Raw genomic sequence first — 19,982 nt, forward strand, 5'->3', positions numbered from 1 at the left:
ATCACTCCCAAATACGCCGGAGTGACCCAACGGCGGCAATATCATCCCTGACGGTTTGAACAAGCATTGGGATGCCGAAATGACCGTCGAACTTCCATCTCCAGAATCGCTCTCCCCCGCCGCCCGCGCCGGTGAGATCGTGACAATCCTCGCCGCCGCCATCGTCCGCACGCTCGCCGGCGACGATCAAAAGCAGAGAGAAGTTGGACTTGGCTTCCTACCCGACCAGCGCGTTCATACAACCCCCTATCAACAGGAGAAGTTGTGATGAACGACACGCTGACCAAGCAACAAACCGTGGCCCGAAAAATTGCCGACCTGAGCCAAATGTCCATGGCCGAGCTGTGGCCGCTGTGGGATCGCTACTTCCCGCGCCGCCCCCAGTATCCCAATCGCACGCACGTCGAATCGCGCATTACCTACAAGCTGCAGGAGGAAGCCTTCGGCGGACTGTCTCGTGAAACCCGCAAGCGGCTCGAAGCGATCGGCGCACTGCACTCCAAGATCAAGCTGCGCGCTCGTCCTCGGGAATTCCATTTCGCGCCGGGCACGGTCATTCTGCGCGAATGGGGCGAGCGCGAGCACCGGGTAACGGTCAACGCCGAGGGTCGTTTCGAGTACGAGGGCCACACCTTCAAGAGCTTGACGGCGGTGGATCGGCACATCACCGGCCAGCACTGGAGCGGGCCGCTCTTCTTCGGCCTGAAAGGAGGCGCTCGGTGACCGGGATCGCCTCTCCCAAGCCCCGCAAGCGCTGCGCGTCTATTGCCGGGTATCCACGGACGAACGTCTCGACCAGGAGTTCAACTCCATCGATGCCCAGAAGGAAGCGGGGCATGCTTACATCGCCAGCCAACGGATCGAGGGCTGGATTCCGGTGGCCGACGACTACGACGACCCCGGCTACTCCGGCAGCAACACCGAGCGCCCTGCGTTGAAGCGTCTGCTGGCCGACATCGAGGCGGGGAGAATCGACATCGTGGTGGTCTACAAGATTGACCGCCTGCCCCGGAGTCTGACCGACTTCTCGCGGATGGTCGAGGTGTTCGAGCGTAACGGCGTCTCCTTCGTATCGGTTACCCAGCAGCTGATACGCGCACATCCCTGTGCGCGTCCCCAGCGGGCGGCTCCGCCGTCCAAATCGGCAACCCTGCCGATTTGTCAACACCACCACCTCCATGGGGCGGCTGATGCTCAACATCCTGCTCTCCTTCGCGCAGTTCGAGCGCGAGGTGACCGGCGAGCGCATCCGCGACAAGATCGCCGCCGCCAAGAAGAAGGGGCTATGGATGGGTGGTGTCCCGCCCCTGGGCTACGACGTAGAGAACCGCCAGCTGGTCATCAACGAGGCCGAGGCGGCGGCGGTGCGACGCATCTTCGAGGAAATGCTCACCATCGGCTCGCCAACCCGGATCGCCGCCAACTTGACTCTCGAGGGCATCACCACCAAGGCCTGGACGACACAGGAGGGCCACTCTCGGGCAGGCACCCGCATCGACAAGAAGTATCTGCACAAGCTGCTGCGCAACCGCATCTATCTGGGCGAGTTGCCGCACAAGGGCAACTGGTATCCGGGCCAGCATCCGCCGATCATCGACCGGGAACTGTGGGACAAGGTTCACGCGGTACTCGCCAAGAGCGGTCATGCCCGCTCGGTGGAAACGAAGCTTCGCTCACGCACCGATGCCTTGCTGCGCGGTCTGCTCTACGCGCCCTCGGGCGAGCGGATGTATCCGACCTATTCCAAGAAACGCGACGGGCGGGTCTATCGCTACTACGTGTCCAAGTCGGAAAGCCGCTTCGGCGCGCCGGGCAAGCACTACGAGCGCCTGCCTGCACCAGAGATCGAGGCAGCGGTGGTCGCCCAAATCCGCACGGTGCTGATCAGCCCGGAATCCATCGCGGCTGTCGTGCAGCATCTCCGGAAAGGCCCCGCGCCGGTCGACGAGGCTACGGTCGTGCTGGCGATGGGCCGGCTCAACGATGTGTGGGATCAGCTGTTCCCGGTCGAACGTCACCGCATCGCCAATCTGATGATCGAACGGATTGATCTCGTCCATCGCGGGGAGGTGCAGGGCATCCAGGTGAAATGGCGCCCATTGGGCTGGAACAAGCTGATCGGTGAGTTCGCACCGGAATCGATCGGTGCGGAACTGTTGGAGGCCGAGGCCGCATGAATGCGACAGACACCTTCGTGCCTTTCGAACTCAAGCGGAAGAAGGGCAAGCTGCTGGTCGATAGGGAAACCCCTGTTCCCGACGTCAAGATCATCTCGGCCGTCGCCCGGGCCCAATACTGGCACGATCTGCTCGATGCCGGCATCTTCAAGAGTGTGGTCGAGATCGCCCGGGCCGAGGGGTTGATGCCGACGACGGTGGGCCGACTGCTGCGACTGGCGCGGTTGGCGCCCGATATCGTTGAACAGTTCATGAGGGGTTGCCAGCCCCGAAGGCTGACGCTGCTGTGGCTGATGCGAAACGACATCCCCCCACTCTGGCCAGACCAGCGCCAGATGTTTGAACGATTCCGGTAGGAGGAAAGATGGGTAACCGGAAGCACCGAGGCAAGCTGACCGGGCCGGCGACGACGAGGGCGGTGCCATTACCGGCGGGCGGGGTGCGGTTGGAGACTTTCGTGCCCTGGACGCTGGTGCGGCGGGGGGTGAAAAAGCAGGTCATTACGCCTTTCGGCGCACCGCAGGCGTTCCTGGCAAAGGCCAAGCGGGAAAGGGTGGCCGACGAAGAAGTGCAAGAGAGCGCGCTGATGCGGGCGCTTGGCCTCGCGCACCATTGGCAGAGGCTGCTGGATGAAGGGCGTTTCGCGTCACTTTCTGAAATCGCGGCAGCCGAAGGCTTAGTCCTCAGTCACGCAAGCCGTATCGCTCGGCTGACGCTGCTCGCACCCAGCATCGTGATGGCATCCCTCGACGGGAGGAGAGATGCGCCGACACTCGATCGGCTCATGCGCGCGAAGTTCGCTCATGAATGGGCATGGCAGGAAAAAGCCCTGCTCGGCGCTTCCGAGGAAAAATGCAAATAAGGCTCGTATTTTGAGCCACTCGCTGTAGCATCCTTCTAACATGGACACATCCCGACTCGATTTCACCTTACCCGATTGGCTTGCTGACGCTGGCGCGGTCAAGCTCGACGCGCCACCTGAATTTTCGCCGTCACCACCCGATGCGGGCTGGATTCGGCTTGCCGTCGAACATCCCGATGCGGATTTCCCCGCAGTGATGATGAGCAAATTCTTCTCGCCGCTTGCGCCCCTGTGGGCCTGGTCGCTGGCGGTCGCCTTCGGCCTCGAGCCGGCGGCATGTCGCATCGACGAAGAAGGCAGCGCCGTCTATCTCTGCGTGCAGGCAGGCACGGCAGGGCATCTTTCCTTCACCCTCGCTCGCATACAGTACGGGTGCCGCAACGAACCCGAACGGCTGCTGCATGCACTTACTTGGGAAGAAAAGCGCGCGGAGTTCCTGCACCGCTGGAGCGCATTGTGGGCAGCGTACTTTGCCGATGAAACGCTACCCTGGATCGAATGGGAGCACCGTGAGGAGACGAGCATCCCGGAACCGATGCGCGACATGCCGTGGGAGAGACTACCCGACCTCGCCACCTTTGCAACGGTCAAGCCCGCTCCCTGGCCGCGCGAGGCGTTGATCGCCTGGTTCTGGCTGCTCATGGCGCATCACCTGCGTTCGCGCGGGCATGGCTGCGAATTCACCCAAGATCCAAACCGCTACATCTTGCGCGAAATGGCCTTTGCTCGTCACGTGCTCGATGCGCTTGATGCCGCGCGGCAGGCGTTGGAACTGGAAACTTCGGACGACGACAAACCCTGCCGGGCGCTGATCCTGCGCGCGCAGGACATCGCGCTTTATGGCCCGGACGAGGCAAAGGAGCCGGACGATGAATTCGCCGGCTTTTCGTCCAAGCCGCTCGAGCGCGCCTATTACCGCGCCCAGCAGGCGATGTATGAACTTCAGGCCGAGACGGTGCGCGCCCTGTTGTCGCGGCTGCCGATCGGCGAGGGGAGCGCCTTCATCGATGAGCAAAGCCGTCGGGCGCGGCTCGTGCATCAGGACGGCCGCCGCTGGGTGCTCTATTGGGAGGACGGGCGGCTGTCCGAAGGCGACGCGTTCTATGCGAGTCACGAACCTGTTTGTCGCTGGCCGGTGGCTGAAGGGCCGGTGTTCGACGAGGCGGCGCTCGATGCCATCGACCGGCGGCGGCTTGCCTTCATGCGCCTGGGTGTGTCGCCGCTGTGCGTGGTGTGCCCGTGCTGTGGCTATCCGTGCATGGAAGAGGAAGAGCTTGAGGCCGATGTCTGCGACATCTGCCGCTGGCCGGTCGGGTCCATGCTGAGCCGTTTGCCGCCGCCACTCGACGCCGAGACGGATGAGGAGGGCGATCCGATCTCGCCCACGCTGCGGCAATGCCGGCAGAAGTTCATCGACCATCTCGATGCCGATCCGCCCGAAGAACGGGAAGATGATTGGAACTTGGACTACTGGCGCCACCCGCAAAGGCAGGCGTTTGCCCGCGAGGCGATGGCCGAATGGGACGCCTGGCTGCAAAACCCCGATCTCGAGCACACGCCGGAGCCGGTGTGGGTGCGCATGAGCCGCTGGCGGGAGAAAAACCGATGAGCATGCAGGCACGCCCTTTCCCCTGGCGCGTCTTTCTGCGCCGGCGCTTCCCTGTCCATGCCGAGGGGTGGGTCTATGCGCAAGTGCCGCTGTGGTGGACGGCGCTGCTGTTCGATCCGGCAGCGGGTCTGGCGGTGGATGCGTTCTACGCGCTGGCCTGCCTCTTCGTGGCGGCGGGGGTTGCGGGGGCGCTCGTCCTACTGGCCGCGTTGCTGCGCTTTCCGTGGTGGCTGCTCATGCCGCCGTGTCTCGCGTCGATGGGTGCGGAGGCGCTGTGGCGCAAGCTGGTTGCGCGCCCCTGGACTCGTCACCCCATGCGCAAGCGCTGGTATCTCTCCAACGCGGTAGCGTTGTGGCAGTGGTGGGACATCAAGGCGCAACGGCGGCTGCGGCAACTGTTCCGCCGCCGGCCCGCCTGGTCGCTGCAGCCTTCCGCCACGCCGTTGTCCGAGCGGCAGCGCGAGGTTCGCATCCAGCCTGCGACGGTCGTGCGCTTTCCCGATCCGCCTGGATCAGGGCTTCTCGACTATGCGTTCACGGTGCTGGCAGGGCACGTAATGTTTTGGTATGTCGTCAGCTTCGTGGGGACCTGGATCTATTTCGCCTGGGACGAGCAAACGGACTGGCTGCTGGCTTTCTTCATTGCCTTGGTGCTCTTCGTCGCGGGCACAGTGTTCATGCTGCTGCCCATCGTGTTGGGCGGTGTCGCGCTGATCTCGGCTTTGCTGGTGGGGTCGATGCTCCCGCCCGTGGAACGCGCGCGCACCGTGCGCGCGCTTCAACCGCCCGCGCCACCCCCCGCCCAACAACTCAAGGCGATCGAGCGACTAACCAACTGGTTGTTGCCCTTGGCGCTGGGGCTCTTGATCGGGTCGGCGTGGGGTGGGGGCGAGGGGAACCACTAGGACATCGACGGAGGAAGGATGCTCGCGCAGCTTTTCACCTGGCTGTTCGTGCTGACCCTGCTGGCGATCTACCCCCGCGCCACGACCGCCGTGATCGTCCTGACGTTCCTCTTGGCCTGGGCCTTCAGAGACAAAGCGCCAGAGTCCGGCAAGGCAAAGACGCCCTCGGTAGAGCTGCTAACCTCCGCCAACGGCCTGCCCGCGCTCAACGAAGACTGGATTGGCGAGGAAGTTTTGTCGATCGACGACGAACGCATTCCGCCACCGGTTCGCGCGCACGGCGCGCGTTTTCGCAACCCGGCCCGGTATGTGATCGTGGTCAGCCCAAACGAATACGTGCTTTATGGCGGCGACGGCGAGCTGCTGGATCTGTGCTGCTTGAGATGACCGACCTCGGCGTTATCTCGCGGTGTTATCCCGCTCACAGACCGCCACGACGATGCGGCCCCTGTCGGGCCTGAGAAGAAAGCCGCGCCGGATCACCCGCACGACGGGGCCCTGTTGCAAGATCAGCCGCGTGCGCAATGCCGCATCGCCGTACAGGTTGAATGTTCCCAGGAACTGCCCTTGCCAGCGCAAGGCCACACCATAATCGCCTCTGGCTTCGCCGGTGGCCGTGAGCGTTTCTCCCTCGCGCAGTTGCATGGCGGTCGCTATGTTGAGATCACCATCCCACAGCGTTCCCACATGAACCACACGCTCGCCGGGCAGCGTGAACCGCTCGGCGCAGCGATGAATGAAGGCTTTGCGGGTAAAGCCGATGGGAAAAGGTTCTTCGGCATCAAGAAGAAGGAGGGTGCTCAGGTGTGTGCCGCCCGGCGGCAGCCAGCCAGTCAAGAGGCGGTCGAAGGGCAGGAAGCCGGCTGCAAAGCCTACCTCAATGCGCACGCCGCCGTTTTCCGCCACACGCGCACGCAGCAAGCGCGGCGGCGGGAAGTAGTGGCCGCTGGCGATGGCGATCTGCTGGCGCTCGGCCCATGTCCTCATGAACCACCGTCGCAACGCCGCGACCAGCATATGGCTGCCTGTGCGGCCAACACCCACGTTCGGGTCGAGAAAATCGACGATTGCCTCACCATCGCCACCGCACGGAAAGACCGAGAAGAACGCGTCGCCGATATCGATCTCGCGGTGCTCGGCGATACGGCTGGCCAGCCGTTGCATGAGATGCCGCAAGCGCTTGACCGGCAGAGGCCCAGCCTCGACGAATAGCGGTACGCCGCGGTGCTCGGTCATGAGCCGATGGGCACGGCGCCGTGTGCCGCGTCTGCCCCGGTTGCGCTCGAACGTCCAGCGGAATGGGAACAGGTAGGGCCCGAGTAAGCCAGTAGCCGGCGATACGATGCATGGCACGTGCTTCATAGAAGAATCCTGGCGTGTCGTTCTCCGTCCCATTATGCCGTGGCACTGGCTCAAAATACGAGCCTTTTCTCCCTTTGGTAGGGTTGCGCTCGCATGCTCTCGATCAGGCGCATGTATTGAGCCACCTCCTGCAGCATCATGGCGGCATGGAAGATTTGACACCAAGATATACCTGCTTCCCTGCCATGTCGCCAGCGCCGACTTTCGGTGCGGCGGCCACGCCCGTGCGCGCGCGGCTGTGGGTGTCACCTGCCGCGCTCAAACTGCACGACGAAGCGCCAAGGCTGTGGTTGGTGCTCGCCGACGGCCGGGGGCTGGCCATGCGTCTGCCTCGGGTGAGGCTGGGCGACGATCGCGTGCTCGCGCCCTTGGCCGAGGCGTTCTTGCCCGATGTGCGGGGGATGCAGTGGCTCTATGAAGACCTGCCTGGGGTCGGCGTCGTGCAGGTGCTCCATGCCGCGCCGGTGGTGCCGCCGCTATCCGCGCAACACGCAGGCTTCGTATTGCAGCCGGATTTCCGGCAGTTCGTCGCCGTGCTCGATCACGAGGTGCTGGCACTTTTGATGCGGCTCGAGCGCGAACCCGCGCCGCCGGCCATCACCCGCCGCGATGGCGAGGCGCCCCATCCGCTGCCGCGCTCATTTTTTGCCTCCGTGCGCAATTACAACCGGCTGGTGGCCCTGCCGCCGGAACTGCAGGAACGGCGGATGCAGGCTTTGCACCGCTTTCCGGCGCTGGTGGCGCCCGTTCTGCTTACCGCCCATCGCTATCCCAATGTGGTCGACGGCAAGCGCCACGCCTGGCGCGAGGTGGATGAAGCGGTGGAAGCGGCAATCGATGCGGGACGCGATCTCACGGGTGCCCTGGCCGCCCATTACGGCATTTCGCGGGGCCTGGTGCGTGCTTCGGTCAATGCCGAATACTGGCACGCGCCCAGCCACGCTTCACGGCGCGGCTGGCTGGCCATGCTCGATGCCCTACCGGCCAACCAGCGCCCGATGCTTGCCGAATTCGAGCGTTGGCTTGTCTATCTGCCCAACTACTTCGCCCTGATCGGCGAGGATGAAGACGGCGACCCGTTGCCCCTGCCTGCCTCGGTGCATCGCGGCGCGTTTCACCTCGGCTGGCGCGCCACCTGGGAAAAGGCCGCGCGGCGCTTCGGCAACCTGCACCCGGCACTGGCCGACTGCGACGACTTCCTCACGGCGGTGCGGGATCATCTGGCCGTGCGCCTCAAGCGCCGCCGCGGCCCGCGCATCAAACGGCTCGCGCAAGCCTGGCTTGCCTGCCATGGCCTGTTGGGTCTGCTTGCCGCCTCCGAGCGCTGGCACCGGCTGCGACCGCATATCGATCCCACCCACGTTCCAACCGGCTTTGCGCTGCCTGCGGTCCTGGGCACGTTCGAAGCGGGCGAGCGCCGCGCGCGCGAACTCCTCACCCCGGAGGCACTCGCCGAGGAAGGCGAGGCGATGCACCACTGCGTGGGCGACTACTGGGCGCAGTGCGTGGCGGGCGAGCGCATCTTCTCGCTTGCCGCCTTCGGTGAATACGCCACCGCCCAATACCATCCGCGCCTCAAACCCGAGGCGGACGACACGGTCTATCGCCTCGTGCAGCTGCGCGGGCCGTTCAATGGCGAGGTCTCGCCGCGCATGCAGACTTTTGCGCGCGAGATCGAGGCGCTCATCAACGCCCCGGAACGACGCAATGCGCGCTGGGCGGCGCTGGAGGCGCGCGGGCGGCTGGAGGTGGCCGAACTCGAATGGCGGCAGGCGCGGCAACAGGCCGCGCCCTGGCTCGATGCGAAGACCTGCCGCCAGCTCGACGCGGTGATCCAGTGGCTGGAACTCACCCCGCCCGGGCCGGAGGTGCTCCTGTGCGACTACATCGCCGGCTACCAATACCACGACGGCCCGGCGGTGGAGGATGGCTTGCGCGTGGGCGATGCGCTGACGCTCACACGCGAGCCGGCCAACCCCCACGACCGGCTCGCGGTGCGCCTGGATTGGCAGGGCCACAAGCTGGGTTATCTGCCGCGCCCGGCCAATGCCGAGATCGCGCTGGCGCTGGATGCGGGGGAGAAGCTTGCCGCCTGCATCCGCCGCATCGACCGCGAGGCCGACCCCTGGGAGCGGGTGGAGGTAATCGTGACGGCGCTCGTCACGGAGAGAGCGTCATGAGCAAAGGTTTGCGTGTGCGCCGGTGCGCGGATCTTTCCCCTTATCGTGGTGCCATCGAGGCCCCGCACGCCTTCGACGAAATCTATCAAGTGCATTGGCATTACTGGCTGATCGTGGCAGCGTTCGGTTGCTGGATCGGGCTCGCGCTGTCGGCTGCCGAGCGAAGCGGTGGGTTGCTGCCGGCCTTGATCGGGGTTGCTGCCGCCTTTGCGCTGCTACTGCCCTTGCTGCTCGTTCTTGTCGTGGTGTTGTGGCCGCTGTGGCTCTTGCCCATCGCGGTGTTGATGGAGCTGACGTGGATCACGGCACAGATCGAGTACCGCTGGCGGCTTGCCAGACATCGCCGGCGACAAGAAACCCGGCTCAACTCTTGAGCAGAAGTGCATATCGCTCCGCGATCGCCGCGATCTCTTCTACCACCCTTTTCTTTAGGCTCGCCGGCGCTTCGACCACCACATGCCGGCCATGGCGCAGGATGTCCATCAGGAGTTCGCGCTCGTCGGCGTAGGGGAGGGTCAGCCGCAAGCCGCCATCGGGCAGCTCTTCAACGCTTTGCTCGGGGTGCCAGATTTCTGCGCGCACCCAACGGGCGCGTTCGGGCGAAAAGCGCAGCACCGCGCGGCCCTTCGGGCGGCCGGCGAAGATGCCGTAGGCGCTGGCGTAGTGGGCATCCAGGGTCATGTCAGTCATCTCGCGTGCCTTCTGCGGCAGCACCTTCACCCGACGAATCGTATCGAGGGAGAAACTGCGCAAGGCATTTCGCCAGTGGCACCAGGCATCCAGATACCAGTTGTCGCGGTAGTGGGTCAGGCGCTGCGGGGAGACGACGCGGGTATTGACCTCGTCGCGGGCACGGTTCCAGGCCTCGATCTCGATACGCTTGCGGTTCAATAGCGCCAGTGCGATGTCGGCGAAACCCTGCGGTTCCACTGGCCGGCGCGCGATGGAGAGGATGCGCACGCGGCGGGCGACTTCCTGTGCCGACTGGCCTGCCGCTTCGAGCAGTGCCATGAGCCGCGACTGCAAGGGAGCGATATGGGCGGACAAAATCCCCGGCTCGACCTCGGCCAAAAGCTTCTGCGCGGCGAGTAACGCATAGAGTTCGCCGGCGGAAAACCACAGTCCCGGAAGTTCATAGGCCGGCCCGTCGCCAGTCGTCCCGAAGCGGTAGCCGCCCGCTTCGCGATCCCAGACGATGGGCGCGTTGAGCCTGTCGCGCAGATATTCGAGATCGCGCTTGAAGGTCGCGCGCGAGACTTCCAGCTCTTGCAGAAAAACCTCGAGCGGCACCACGCGCCGCTCGGAGAGCATCTGGTCGATGCGGTAGAAACGCTCGGTGCGGTTCATGACCCCCCTTTCTTGTGCAACCCCTGTGCCTGCAGATTATTCCAGAAGCACGAAGCCAGTGCGATTGCCCGCCGGCAGTCAAATGCAAAAGCAAACCGACCGCCTGCAAACCCGCATGGTTGCGGCAGATCGCCTCTTGAACGCTCAAGAGGCCTGGAGAGAATGGAGAGGATTTTTCGGGCGCAGTCTGCGCAAATTCACTGCAAGACAGCGCCCCGCGCTCAAGAGGGCATTGCGCCTGACGGCACCAGAACTGGCGTTGCGGGCGGGCGTAAAAAAGCCCGAAACGGGTTCGGGCTTTTGGAATTGGTGGTGGGGTGGCAGCCTGCGCCAAACGACCGTTGAAAGTACGCAAAACCGGCGTTTTGGCAAATCGCCAACTGTTGTTGGTTACTGCAGGGCCGGTTGAGGATGGCTGCTCGGATGTTCAGCTCCACGACCTGCCTCTCAAACGTCCTCGCTGAGACCTTCTCACCCAATCGTTTGAAGCAGCCCATCTTGGTCTCCACCAATGATCTGCGGTGGTAGCCGCTCCAGTCCTTCCAGATTTGGCGTCCCAGTCTCCTGCACGCCTTGACCGCTTCGTTGCGGTGCGCGAACGCTGCACCTTTGCGAGCCCTCGCGCGCTTGCGAGGTGGGATGATTGGCGCAATGGCCCACGCATGACATGCCTCGTACACGGCTTGCGTGTCATAGGCTCCGTCACCTTCAGCGCGAATCCCCGCAGCAAGTCAGGGATGCCATTCTGCGGTTCTGTGCGGAAAATACGCCGAGATCCTGAGACGCTCCCGGGGATCAGGGAGTCAGTGCTCCGATCCCCTGTTTCATTGTCATGCTGGTCCGGGTGCCGGCGTACAAGCTCTGTACCGAGATGCGGACGTGACTGGCGCGACGGCGATCCCCTCAAGATGCACGGGAACAGAAAAGATTCCGGTGGGCAACGCTTACCGCGTCGAACGTAGCGCCAGTTGGATTGCGGCGCCAGCCGCGAAGCCGGCGAAGAACACCGCCATCACGACGGCATAATTGCCCGGCCCAGGCAGCCACAGGTCCGGATTGGAGAAGAGCGCAACGGCCGCCAAGGCGGCGATCACGAGGCCCACGACGCTGCTGCGGCGCAGCAACCCACGCGCGAGCGCCCCGAAGCGTTCGGTGAATGCCGCGACGAGCAGGATCAGGAAGAGCAGCGTGCCGACCGGGGCCAGCAGGCCGATCAACATGAAAAGCAGATAGAGGGGGTCCAAGGTCCGGAACTCAGTTCAGCGGCAGCGGTTCGGCGCGGCCGAGCAGGAGGGCCACGGCGAACAGCGTGAGCGCGGCGCCGGACGCGCCATATACGAAGAACATCACCCAGAAGCCCAGCGGCTGCGCATCGCGCCGGAATTCCAGACGCCCTTTCAGTCCGTTCGGACCACAGGGCAGCCAGCCCGTACGCAGCGAATGCACGGCGACCCCGATCAGGCCGACGCCGAAGATGAGAAACAGTACGCTCTGGAATACCGTCATCGCTGTGACCTCCGATATCCGGGGCTCCGGATGACTCACCGGAGCCGGGTTCGCGCCGTGGATTCAGTCGGCATAGCGTAGCATAATAAGGGTAGTGGGGTAACTGCGCGCTTGCGCGCCGTGCCGGAACGTGCCGCCGCGGCCACGCTGCGGGCATGTTCCGGCGCATCGTCACCGGCCCAAAGGGGAGGCCGTCATGCGAGTCCTATTGCTGTTCCTGCTCAGCCTGTTGTCCTGGCCGGCCCTGGCCGCGCCGCCGGCCGCCGCACCGTCCACGTCCGCCGAGGTCAGGATCGTGGATACCTGGCCGCCGGCCGAGGACGGCTACCTGCCGCGCAACCAGAGCTTCCACGTGCGCCTGGCCTACCGCAGCGACACGCCGGTGGGCATCTGGCTGCGGCCGATGTACCAGGGGCAGTCGGCCAACGCCGGCAGCAATCCTTCCGCCCGCTACGTCGGCGAGGGCGAGGCCCTGGGCTGGTTTTTCCTGATGCAGCCGGGCGACAAGGTGGACGAGATCCGCGTCGTCGTCGGCGACGGCAGCGGCCTGGGTCGCGGTGATCGCGTGGCGGCTACACTGCCGGTGAACCTGACCGGCAGCAGCACGCCTGCCGAGGCGACGCCGCCGGAATGGGTGACGCGCCTGAAGGCGGAAGCCGAGGCCGCCGCCGCGGAGGCCCGGCGCCAGGCGGCGCAGCAGCCGATGTCCGCCACGGAATCCGGGCTGACCGTCGCCATCGTCGTGCTGGGTCTGCTGCTTTGCCTAGGCAGCGTGCTGCTCCCGATCTGGGGGCTGTGGCGCTGGCGCGGCGGCTGGCGGCTGGCGGCGGCCGTGCCGGCGCTGGTGATGTCGCTGGTGCTGCTGAACATCCTGGTCGGCGTTACCCTCGATCCGACCTCGCACAACCTCTGGCCCTTCGAGGTGGCGATGTGGGGCGCCGGCAGCGTGGCGGTGATGTTGCTGCTGTTCCTGCTGCGCTGGCTCACCGGCGCGAGTCGCCGGCAGGCGGCCTGACGGCTGCCGGCAGGTCCCAGGCATCCGGTCGCGGGCCGGGTTCGGCGACGTCGGCCAGCAGACACTGCATGAAGGCCTGGGCCGGTGGTTTCAGGCGCCGGTGACCGGAATCGAACCGCGTCCGGCGCCCCCCTGATCGCGCCCATTCCGGGGTAGGGCAGCCCGGGTTGCGGGGAATCGTACCTCTATCGCCGCATTATATGCGGTGAATAACTTGCGGATGCGGAGAATGAAACCCATAATCCCCGCATGAACAGCGGCGATTACAAGTACATCTGGCAGGCCAGTGACTGGCCGGACTGGCGCTTCGACCTGGCGGCGCTCGCCGGCCCCATGGCGGATGTGAGTCGTGCTCAAGGGCTCTTGATGGGGCGTCTGGCCGACGTGCGCGTGGCGTTGCGCGATCAGGCCAGTCTGGCCGCGCTCACCGAAGACGTGGTCAAGACCAGCGAGATCGAGGGCGAGCAGCTCAACGTCGGATCCGTGCGCTCGTCCATCGCGCGCAGGCTCGGCGTGGACATCGGAGCCTTGGCCCCGGTGGATCGTCACGTCGAAGGCGTGGTGGAGATGGTGCTCGATGCCACGGCCAACTGCCAGGCGCCGGTCACACGGGAACGCCTGTTCGGCTGGCATGCCGCGCTGTTTCCCACCGGCTACTCCGGCCTTTCCAGAATCAAGGTTGGCAGTTGGCGCGACGATGCCAATGGCCCCATGCAGGTGGTCTCCGGTCCCATCGGCTGTCAGCGCGTGCATTTCGAGGCGCTGCCCGCCGATCGACTGGAGACCGAGACAGGTCGCTTCCTCGACTGGGTCAATGCGGACTCGGGTGAGCCACCGCTCGTCAAGGCGGGGCTTGCCCATCTGTGGTTCGTGACCTTGCACCCGTTCGACGACGGCAATGGCCGTATCGCCCGGGCCATCGGCGACCTGCTGTTGGCGCGCGCCGACGGCAGCCCGCAGCGCTTCTACAGCCTGTCGGCGCAGATCCAGCGGGAGCGCAAGGCCTACTACGATATCCTGGAGCGCACCCAGAAGCGGTCCATGGACGTCACCGAGTGGCTCATGTGGTTCCTCGACACGCTTCATCGCGCCGTCGACCACGCGCAGCAGACCCTCAATGCCGTGCTGGCCAAGGCGCGGTTCTGGCAGCACTGGGCGGCCACACCCTTGAACGAGCGACAGGTGAAGTTGCTCAACCGGCTGCTCGACGGCTTCGAAGGCAAGCTCACCAGCAGCAAGTGGGCGGCCATTGCCAAGTGTTCGCCGGACACGGCGCTGCGTGACATCAACGACCTGATTGCACGCGGTGTGCTGCGGAAATCTGAAGCGGGCGGGCGCAGTACCAGCTACGAGCTGAACGATCTGCCTGGATAGCCGCGCCTTCGGAGAACGACTTGGCTTGCAGGCCGAACAGCGCCTTCATGGACTCCTGCCAACTCATGCGGAAGGAGACCAAGATGGACGTCGTTCACCTCAACCAGAAGCAACTGGCTGCCCGCTGGAACATCAGCGAGGCCAGCCTCGAACGCTGGCGCAGCGTGGGGATAGGGCCCAAGTTCCTGAAGCTCTGCGGCCGGGTGCTGTACCGCCAGATCGACATCGAGGCCTACGAGGAGTCGTGCCTGCAGATATCAACCAGCCAGTCTGCGGTCGTTGCCCATGGCCAAACAAACTGAGATCGTCAGCCGCTGGATCGATGCGCAGCCGGAGGGCGCCTTGCTCAGGAGCCTGGACCTGGAGCACTTGGTCAATCGCGATCAAGCGTCGCGGCAGTTGGTTCGCTTGGCACGGCATGGGCGTTTGAGGCGCGTAGCGCGCGGCATGTACGTCGCCGTGACGGCCAGCCGCTTCGGTCCAGTCCCGCCGCCCGCCGACAAACTGGTCCAGTCCCTCGCGCGCATCACGGGGCACGCCATCGTCCGTCATGGCGCGGCTGCGGCCAGTGCCCTGGGGCTGACCACGCAGGTCCCCGTCCGACAGATCTACCTGACCGACGGCCGCGCGCGGACGCTCAATCTCGGCAAGCAGGTCATCGAGATCCGCCGTGCCCCCAGGTGGATGTTGGTGCTGGGCGATAGTCTCGCCGGTGATGTCGTCAGAGCCCTTGAATGGCTTGGCCCGGACCTCGCCGAAACCACGGTCGGCAAGTTGGTTGGGTGCATCGGGCAGGATGACTGGAACGCCGTGCTCGAAACCAGGGCTCGCCTGCCGGCGTGGATGGTAGTGGCAATCCAGAAAGGTCTTCCCGCGTCGGCACTTGTTCCGTTTCGTCGGTAGATGTCGACAAGTACCGACGTTTCGAAACACGGCGGCATCCGACCACGGTTACAAGCGGATTGCCGGCATACCGAAAGTCCGCAGTCCGCAAGTGCGGACCGATCAAGCAGGTTGTTCAAAATCAATGGCCTGCCATCGGGCCATGCGGGCTGGTGATGATTCCTGCGGGCTCTTGCGGAGTGGTTCGGACTCCTGCGGGGAGTCGGTGGGGCGGCAGCCTGCGCCAAACCCTGATAACTCAGCGCCTTCGAGCCGTTGCGAACTCCCGCGAAACGGCGCGGAATCCGCCCCTGCTGCCGGCAATCGTATCAGTTCCCTGCCAGCGTCGGCATCAGCTACATGCCTCAGGTCGGCCGCCGGTTCGATTCCCGAATCAGGAATTGAACCGGCGTCCCCGGCTACTGTCTGGTCGCCCAAACGTCGTACTCGACCATCGGCTTGGACTTGGTGCGCAGGAAAGCATCCGCCTGGCGCTTGCCTTCTGTGGCAGTCCCAGCCTCCCTGATGGTGGTGATGCGCCAGCCGCTGTCACTGAGAGAGCTCTTGATGAGGTCGAGCGGATCGGCGCGCCTGTCCGTGATGCCGCCGAACCGGATGACCATCTTGGCATCTTCAGCACACACGCTTTCCGCGTTGCGCCATACCTGACGCAGATCGGCCGCGAAGTCCTCAGGGCTTGAATGAACGATCTGGGCGCGATTGGTGTATTCGACAGCGTCGGGGCCACCCACGAACCAGTTGCGGAGCCACTGATCGGGGATGTAGGTCCGCATGCCGTAGTACGGGGGTGAGGTGATCACCCAGTCGAAGCGGGTTTCCGGTGTCTCTGGCTGGAGCGCCTCAGCCTCCCGGCTGTCCGCCAATCGCACGACTCCCGTGATGTCGGAAGACGTTCCGTAGTAGCGTTTCGCACGCCGTTCAATCACGGCCAAGACATCGATAGGCTCAGGCACAAGCCCTCGTCTCTGCCAGAAGCGTGTCGCATAGGCAGGCTTGGGGGCGTAGGTGCGGGGGCATTGGTTGGAGAAGTAGCTCGGGAAGGTCTTCTGCTTCGGGCCATGCAGGGCACCCAGGACAATGCCACGGAGTGCGATGCGGGCGTCCGTGGTGCAGTCCTCCAGAAATGCCTCCCGGAATCGACACAGCGCGTCCAGCACGGTCGGATGAAACGCCCATTGCCAAAACTCGCTGGTCGGGATGTGGCGCGCCTCACGCTCGGTCAGAATCGTGCGTGCCTCGGCAAGGATGTCATCAACGGTGGTCGTCGCGAGCTTGGAGGCCGTGACGGCTGCAGCAACCGGACTGGAGTCCACCCCAAGGGAACGGAGGCCGACAAGTCGTGCAGCGAAATTGGTGGTGCCCCGGCCGCAGAAGGGATCAAGCACGACATCACCTGCCTGTGCTCGCCGCTTCAGGATGTTGAGCGGAAAATCGAGCGGGAACATCGTGAAGTAGGGGCAAATTCCGTTCAGGGCCGTTTGTGCGGTGGACACTGCCTAACTCCTCTTCCTGACGTAGGCAGTGTTGCGGGTCGGATGGCGGTATTGCTCCCACCCCTGATCTTGTGGGCCATAGAGATGGTCAAGCGCCTTCTTCACAAGCCGGTAGGCCAGGGTATCCCTGTCATCCAGATGCTCCGGCAGTTGATCGAGGAAGAACGCCTTGATCGAGCCCCATGCGGCTCCATCGGTGGATTCGATCTTTGCCATCAGCTTGGCATCGGCCCGCAGGGCGTCGATAGCCCGCTGCTCGATGTTTGCCATGACGTCTACCGGCTCGGCGTCTTCGACTTCGGCCTCTGCAGGAAACAGAGCGCCTGCGCCCTCGGCTTCGGGAACGCGGACCGTCGTTGCGATCTGCCTCATCCCGGAGAAGGTGCTACGCAGCGTTTGTGCGTAGGTATGGCCGGCGGGTTGGTTGTAGTCATGGTCCCGCATCGAGAACATCTTCTCGAACGAGAGGGCGCGGAGGCTGACTGGATAAGGCTTGCCTCCCACTGAGCTCCAAAACACACCCTGGCCCGGGATGGGCTCGTTGAGAAGCGAGCTCAACAAGTCATCACTGAAATGGGCGTTGGCTCGTTTCAGGGACGTGAGATCCGCCGCCGACAACAGGTGGAAGATGAACCAGTTGTCACCCTGGCTGAGGATCTCGACTGGAATGCTGCCCGGCTGCTGAGTGATCAGCAGCGCGCCCAGATCGTACTTACGCCCTTCCTTCACCCAGGCGATGTAGGGCTCTGCAGCCGGTGCGTTTTCGTTCAGCACCGATTGGGCTTCTTCGACGACTGCGATGGTCGGGATGGTCTTTGGGTCGGCCGCAGTGAATTCCTGTTGGTTCCGGTCGAAGATCCGGCGCAAGATCAGGCCCGAGAGAACGAGCGATTGGCCGCCGCGCATCTGCGAGACGTCAATGACGCACAGCTTCCCCTCGGAGAGCGCGTGAACCAGCATGTCCATAAGCTGGCTGCTCTTGTCATGCAGCATCTTCACGATCGCTGTCATGTTGCCTCTGGCGGCCAGAGCCTCGGCCTCCTGCCGCTGAGGATCAAGGTCGAGCAGTCGGCAGATATCGTCAAGCGGCGTGGTGTTGCCGTTGGTGTCGATCAGGTTGACCAACGACTCCCACCGGTCTTGCGGAAGCCCGCGCAGCTTCCGAACGTTCTGCTGCTCCTGACGTTCTGGTCCGAGTGCGATTGAAATCACGTCTCCTGGGCGTAGGCGGCGAATATCCAGCTTGATGCCGCCAGCCACGAACGACTGGTAGAAAGGACTCGGATTTTTCCTGTCGGTGAAGACGACGACCTTGTCCTCCAGAGCGGGGACGTCGCACAGCCCTGGACGGCCCTTGTCATCGGGCCAGAAATATTCGCCATCTGGGTCGAAAATCACCGTGCCCACAGGGACCTGCTTGCCGGCACGCTTGGTGACAAAGGGCGTCGTCTCGTAGAGCTTCGAGAAGAGCAGCTTATTGAGATTGGATTTGCCGAAGCCCGCTCTGGCAAAGATGAAGCTGCGGCGAGATACCAATGACTCAATCGGGAAGCGGACCAACACCTCCGGATTGACCACCTGCATCCAATCTTCTGCCTCGAATGACTTGCTGCCCGCGGCGTAGATGTATTCTCCGAAGGCCAGATGGCCGATGGGAGCGCCATCAATGTTGTGACCGGCGATCTCGCGCAGCACCTCATCGTTTGGAAAGGCCACCTTGCTACCGACATGGGGGAGTCGGCGATGCGAGGGGACGAAGGTCAGCCCCTTGCCATTCTTGCGCAGCACGCCCAACACGCGGATGTTGACCCGGTACTTGAGGTACTGCTCGCGCAGGTCTTCGGGGATCGGCCGGTCCTCGCGGACTGCACGGATATTGAACTCCTCGCCGGAGCCGAACGACAGCTTGCCCTCTGAGGAGAAGGAGGCGATGCGGCCTAGCACGGCTTCGTCAGGCGTCTCCAATTGCACGAGGAGGAACTGCCCGTGCATCGGGATGTTCTGGAACTCATTCCGGTACGGCAGCACCAGGTCGGCGTGGAACTCCATGCCTCCTTGCTGGAAGCCCCGGAAGATGCCGACGACCTGTTCCCTGGGAAAGAGTTGGATGTCTGCCATGTTGTGCTCCCCTCATCCGTACCGGCGTTGCGCCGGGTCTGCATCCTGTAGCTGAAACGCATCCAGAGTGGCGGCATCGACACCGAGACTGGACCGCACACCTTCGTAGATGAAGTCCTGCAGAATGTCGAAGTCGAAATCGACCAGGGCCGCGTTTTCATGCGCCTTTTGCAGGCAACGGGGGTAGTGCGGCACCGGGAAGCCGTTGATCGCGTCGGCGAGCATTGAACCCAGAATGGTCTGAGCCTCCCCAACCTGCGGCACAAAGATGTCCACCGGCCACACCGGATCACGACGGTGGGAGCCGAACTTCACCAGGAACATCTTGCCGCCGACGAATTCGCCTTCTGCGAATTCCGACCAGACATACGAGTGCCGCTCTATCTCCCGAGGCACTTCCACGTAGGCCGGATAATCGGTCTGAAGGACGCCTTCCAGCGCCATTGCCAGGCGATATCGTGAAAGCACTTGGCTGTGCTTGGCGACACCAGCCAGGTACACCCGACGACGGCTCTTGCTCCACTGCGTCTCAATGCGGTCCTTCATGCCCTGGAGCAGTTTTGGAAACAGGTCCTTCGCGAATGCCTTGCTGCGCAACAGACCGTCGCAGACGATCAAGGTGTCGGTGCCAAAGTCCTTCTTCAGGATGGCGAACAAGATCGCCCACTCGACCAGTTCCCTGTAGACCTGCACCCAGCTGGGCGAAACCGGCTTCCCCTTATCGGTTGGCCGAATCATGTGGGAGAGCGCCGGTAGGCTGTCCACACCCAGAAAGGCCATCATCTCGCCCAGTGCCGTCCGCGCCGACCCGTCCGCAGCGAACTGACGCTCGTTGAGCTTCTGGACGGGGGTTGTGGGCGAGACCGCCTCCAGGCAGTACTCGTTGTTGCTGCTGTCCACCACTCGGACCAGCTGGATCAGGAAGGGGTCGAACTGGAGCTGGTTGTTGCCGCCATCGGTACCGACCAGCGAGATCGACGTCGTGGCACGTGGTTGGATACGGCGTGTGGCGCTCTTCAGAGGGCGAATCTCTTCCCGCAGTGCATCCAGCACCCCTTGGTCGGTGCCGATGCAGTCCGCGATGGCCTCCTTCAGCTGGGCCTGGCTTGCCGGGTCGATCATCCTCCCTCC

21 protein-coding genes and 2 pseudogenes are annotated in these 19,982 nt (G+C 64.0%); 15 read left to right on the forward strand and 8 right to left on the reverse strand.

Annotated features, from left to right (window positions below):
• Nucleotides 1-79: 79 nt before the first annotated feature.
• From EP379_RS14500 to EP379_RS14535, 8 genes and pseudogenes are all read left to right on the forward strand, one after another.
• The gene (locus tag EP379_RS14500; protein ID WP_127478481.1) at nucleotides 80-268 is read left to right on the forward strand and encodes a hypothetical protein; all 189 of its coding nucleotides are present in this window, start codon (nucleotides 80-82) and stop codon (nucleotides 266-268) included.
• Nucleotides 268-723 (forward strand): DUF2924 domain-containing protein, encoded by a 456-nt coding sequence (locus EP379_RS14505; RefSeq protein WP_127478482.1) that lies wholly within the window; start codon nucleotides 268-270, stop codon nucleotides 721-723. Before EP379_RS14500 ends, EP379_RS14505 begins: the two co-directional genes overlap by 1 nt.
• Nucleotides 720-2,177: pseudogene (locus EP379_RS14510) on the forward strand (recombinase family protein). The gene EP379_RS14505 and the pseudogene EP379_RS14510 overlap by 4 nt, the downstream one beginning before the upstream one ends.
• Entirely contained in the window at nucleotides 2,174-2,533 is a 360-nt protein-coding gene (locus tag EP379_RS14515; protein ID WP_127478483.1) for a site-specific recombinase resolvase, read from the forward strand. Before EP379_RS14510 ends, EP379_RS14515 begins: the two are co-directional and overlap by 4 nt.
• An 8-nt stretch (nucleotides 2,534-2,541) precedes the next feature.
• Complete coding sequence (locus EP379_RS14520; protein WP_127478484.1) at nucleotides 2,542-3,039, forward strand: LacI family transcriptional regulator; 498 nt, start codon at nucleotides 2,542-2,544, stop codon at nucleotides 3,037-3,039.
• A 40-nt stretch (nucleotides 3,040-3,079) separates the two neighbouring features.
• Nucleotides 3,080-4,648 (forward strand): CPCC family cysteine-rich protein, encoded by a 1,569-nt coding sequence (locus tag EP379_RS14525; RefSeq protein ID WP_127478485.1) that lies wholly within the window; start codon nucleotides 3,080-3,082, stop codon nucleotides 4,646-4,648.
• Nucleotides 4,645-5,553 (forward strand): hypothetical protein, encoded by a 909-nt coding sequence (locus EP379_RS14530; RefSeq protein ID WP_127478486.1) that lies wholly within the window; start codon nucleotides 4,645-4,647, stop codon nucleotides 5,551-5,553. Before EP379_RS14525 ends, EP379_RS14530 begins: the two co-directional genes overlap by 4 nt.
• Nucleotides 5,554-5,571: 18 nt before the next feature.
• Nucleotides 5,572-5,940 (forward strand): hypothetical protein, encoded by a 369-nt coding sequence (locus tag EP379_RS14535; protein ID WP_127478487.1) that lies wholly within the window; start codon nucleotides 5,572-5,574, stop codon nucleotides 5,938-5,940.
• 12 nt (nucleotides 5,941-5,952) lie between these two features.
• Here EP379_RS14535 and EP379_RS14540 read toward each other — a convergent pair whose 3' ends face one another.
• Nucleotides 5,953-6,789 (reverse strand): hypothetical protein, encoded by an 837-nt coding sequence (locus EP379_RS14540; protein ID WP_127478488.1) that lies wholly within the window; start codon nucleotides 6,787-6,789, stop codon nucleotides 5,953-5,955.
• 527 nt (nucleotides 6,790-7,316) lie between these two features.
• On the opposite strand from EP379_RS14540, the gene EP379_RS14545 reads away from it, so the two are divergent.
• Nucleotides 7,317-9,095 carry an HIRAN domain-containing protein gene (locus EP379_RS14545; RefSeq protein ID WP_172600507.1) on the forward strand — a complete coding sequence of 593 codons (1,779 nt, stop codon included), beginning with the start codon at nucleotides 7,317-7,319 and terminating at the stop codon, nucleotides 9,093-9,095.
• Complete coding sequence (locus EP379_RS14550; protein WP_127478490.1) at nucleotides 9,092-9,469, forward strand: hypothetical protein; 378 nt, start codon at nucleotides 9,092-9,094, stop codon at nucleotides 9,467-9,469. The genes EP379_RS14545 and EP379_RS14550 overlap by 4 nt, the downstream gene beginning before the upstream one ends.
• Here the strand turns inward: EP379_RS14550 and EP379_RS14555 are convergent.
• Nucleotides 9,459-10,442, reverse strand: coding sequence for a helix-turn-helix transcriptional regulator (locus tag EP379_RS14555; protein ID WP_127478491.1), 984 nt, complete (start codon nucleotides 10,440-10,442; stop codon nucleotides 9,459-9,461). The genes EP379_RS14550 and EP379_RS14555 overlap by 11 nt on opposite strands.
• Nucleotides 10,443-10,524: 82 nt before the next feature.
• Between EP379_RS14555 and EP379_RS14560 the strand changes: the two genes are divergently transcribed.
• Complete coding sequence (locus EP379_RS14560; RefSeq protein ID WP_127478492.1) at nucleotides 10,525-10,851, forward strand: hypothetical protein; 327 nt, start codon at nucleotides 10,525-10,527, stop codon at nucleotides 10,849-10,851.
• On the opposite strand, the pseudogene EP379_RS14565 reads toward EP379_RS14560, so the two are convergent.
• The 3 genes and pseudogenes from EP379_RS14565 to EP379_RS14575 form a co-directional block, all read right to left on the reverse strand.
• Nucleotides 10,844-11,149, reverse strand: a pseudogene (locus EP379_RS14565) (transposase); the annotation flags it as partial. The gene EP379_RS14560 and the pseudogene EP379_RS14565 sit on opposite strands and share 8 nt — an antisense overlap.
• 237 nt (nucleotides 11,150-11,386) lie before the next feature.
• The gene (locus EP379_RS14570) at nucleotides 11,387-11,686 is read right to left on the reverse strand and encodes a hypothetical protein (protein ID WP_127478493.1); all 300 of its coding nucleotides are present in this window, start codon (nucleotides 11,684-11,686) and stop codon (nucleotides 11,387-11,389) included.
• A 10-nt stretch (nucleotides 11,687-11,696) separates the two neighbouring features.
• Nucleotides 11,697-11,948 carry a hypothetical protein gene (locus EP379_RS14575; protein WP_127478494.1) on the reverse strand — a complete coding sequence of 84 codons (252 nt, stop codon included), beginning with the start codon at nucleotides 11,946-11,948 and terminating at the stop codon, nucleotides 11,697-11,699.
• Nucleotides 11,949-12,144: 196 nt separating this feature from the next.
• On the opposite strand from EP379_RS14575, the gene EP379_RS14580 reads away from it, so the two are divergent.
• From EP379_RS14580 to EP379_RS14595, 4 genes are all read left to right on the forward strand, one after another.
• Nucleotides 12,145-12,963 (forward strand): hypothetical protein, encoded by an 819-nt coding sequence (locus EP379_RS14580; RefSeq protein ID WP_127478495.1) that lies wholly within the window; start codon nucleotides 12,145-12,147, stop codon nucleotides 12,961-12,963.
• Nucleotides 12,964-13,212: 249 nt separating this feature from the next.
• Nucleotides 13,213-14,337, forward strand: a complete 1,125-nt coding sequence (locus EP379_RS14585; protein WP_127478496.1) for a Fic family protein — start codon at nucleotides 13,213-13,215, stop codon at nucleotides 14,335-14,337.
• Between the two features lie 83 nt (nucleotides 14,338-14,420).
• Nucleotides 14,421-14,639: a helix-turn-helix transcriptional regulator gene (locus EP379_RS14590; RefSeq protein WP_127478497.1), complete on the forward strand. Its 219-nt coding sequence runs from the start codon at nucleotides 14,421-14,423 to the stop codon at nucleotides 14,637-14,639.
• Nucleotides 14,623-15,240, forward strand: a complete 618-nt coding sequence (locus tag EP379_RS14595; protein WP_127478498.1) for a DUF6088 family protein — start codon at nucleotides 14,623-14,625, stop codon at nucleotides 15,238-15,240. Before EP379_RS14590 ends, EP379_RS14595 begins: the two co-directional genes overlap by 17 nt.
• A 398-nt stretch (nucleotides 15,241-15,638) precedes the next feature.
• On the opposite strand, the gene EP379_RS14600 is transcribed toward EP379_RS14595, so the two are convergent.
• The 3 genes from EP379_RS14600 to EP379_RS14610 are packed head-to-tail and all read right to left on the reverse strand — an operon-like array spanning nucleotide 15,639 to nucleotide 19,973.
• Nucleotides 15,639-16,733 carry a DNA methyltransferase gene (locus tag EP379_RS14600; RefSeq protein ID WP_197722808.1) on the reverse strand — a complete coding sequence of 365 codons (1,095 nt, stop codon included), beginning with the start codon at nucleotides 16,731-16,733 and terminating at the stop codon, nucleotides 15,639-15,641.
• 3 nt (nucleotides 16,734-16,736) lie between these two features.
• A complete protein-coding gene (locus EP379_RS14605) occupies nucleotides 16,737-18,851 on the reverse strand; it encodes an ATP-binding protein (protein WP_127478499.1) in 2,115 nt (704 codons plus the stop codon).
• Nucleotides 18,852-18,863: 12 nt separating this feature from the next.
• Nucleotides 18,864-19,973, reverse strand: a complete 1,110-nt coding sequence (locus EP379_RS14610) for a hypothetical protein (protein ID WP_127478500.1) — start codon at nucleotides 19,971-19,973, stop codon at nucleotides 18,864-18,866.
• Nucleotides 19,974-19,982: the final 9 nt, after the last annotated feature.

The sequence above is a fragment of the Sulfurivermis fontis genome, assembly GCF_004001245.1.
Taxonomy (GTDB): domain Bacteria; phylum Pseudomonadota; class Gammaproteobacteria; order Thiohalomonadales; family Thiohalomonadaceae; genus Sulfurivermis; species Sulfurivermis fontis.

What these genes read in the sequence shown, in the direction of transcription:
- EP379_RS14605 (WP_127478499.1), bottom strand. Translation starts at nt 18,851, where the DNA reads ATGGCAGACATCCAACTCTTTCCCAGGGAACAGGTCGTCGGCATCTTC.
- EP379_RS14555 (WP_127478491.1), bottom strand. Translation starts at nt 10,442, where the DNA reads ATGAACCGCACCGAGCGTTTCTACCGCATCGACCAGATGCTCTCCGAG.
- EP379_RS14545 (WP_172600507.1), top strand. Translation starts at nt 7,317, where the DNA reads ATGCAGTGGCTCTATGAAGACCTGCCTGGGGTCGGCGTCGTGCAGGTG.
- EP379_RS14590 (WP_127478497.1), top strand. Translation starts at nt 14,421, where the DNA reads ATGGACGTCGTTCACCTCAACCAGAAGCAACTGGCTGCCCGCTGGAAC.
- EP379_RS14585 (WP_127478496.1), top strand. Translation starts at nt 13,213, where the DNA reads ATGAACAGCGGCGATTACAAGTACATCTGGCAGGCCAGTGACTGGCCG.
- EP379_RS14610 (WP_127478500.1), bottom strand. Translation starts at nt 19,973, where the DNA reads ATGATCGACCCGGCAAGCCAGGCCCAGCTGAAGGAGGCCATCGCGGAC.
- EP379_RS14560 (WP_127478492.1), top strand. Translation starts at nt 10,525, where the DNA reads ATGCAAAAGCAAACCGACCGCCTGCAAACCCGCATGGTTGCGGCAGAT.
- EP379_RS14525 (WP_127478485.1), top strand. Translation starts at nt 3,080, where the DNA reads ATGGACACATCCCGACTCGATTTCACCTTACCCGATTGGCTTGCTGAC.
- EP379_RS14505 (WP_127478482.1), top strand. Translation starts at nt 268, where the DNA reads ATGAACGACACGCTGACCAAGCAACAAACCGTGGCCCGAAAAATTGCC.
- EP379_RS14580 (WP_127478495.1), top strand. Translation starts at nt 12,145, where the DNA reads ATGCGAGTCCTATTGCTGTTCCTGCTCAGCCTGTTGTCCTGGCCGGCC.
- EP379_RS14520 (WP_127478484.1), top strand. Translation starts at nt 2,542, where the DNA reads ATGGGTAACCGGAAGCACCGAGGCAAGCTGACCGGGCCGGCGACGACG.
- EP379_RS14530 (WP_127478486.1), top strand. Translation starts at nt 4,645, where the DNA reads ATGAGCATGCAGGCACGCCCTTTCCCCTGGCGCGTCTTTCTGCGCCGG.
- EP379_RS14575 (WP_127478494.1), bottom strand. Translation starts at nt 11,948, where the DNA reads ATGACGGTATTCCAGAGCGTACTGTTTCTCATCTTCGGCGTCGGCCTG.
- EP379_RS14515 (WP_127478483.1), top strand. Translation starts at nt 2,174, where the DNA reads ATGAATGCGACAGACACCTTCGTGCCTTTCGAACTCAAGCGGAAGAAG.
- EP379_RS14535 (WP_127478487.1), top strand. Translation starts at nt 5,572, where the DNA reads ATGCTCGCGCAGCTTTTCACCTGGCTGTTCGTGCTGACCCTGCTGGCG.
- EP379_RS14540 (WP_127478488.1), bottom strand. Translation starts at nt 6,789, where the DNA reads ATGACCGAGCACCGCGGCGTACCGCTATTCGTCGAGGCTGGGCCTCTG.
- EP379_RS14500 (WP_127478481.1), top strand. Translation starts at nt 80, where the DNA reads ATGACCGTCGAACTTCCATCTCCAGAATCGCTCTCCCCCGCCGCCCGC.
- EP379_RS14550 (WP_127478490.1), top strand. Translation starts at nt 9,092, where the DNA reads ATGAGCAAAGGTTTGCGTGTGCGCCGGTGCGCGGATCTTTCCCCTTAT.
- EP379_RS14595 (WP_127478498.1), top strand. Translation starts at nt 14,623, where the DNA reads ATGGCCAAACAAACTGAGATCGTCAGCCGCTGGATCGATGCGCAGCCG.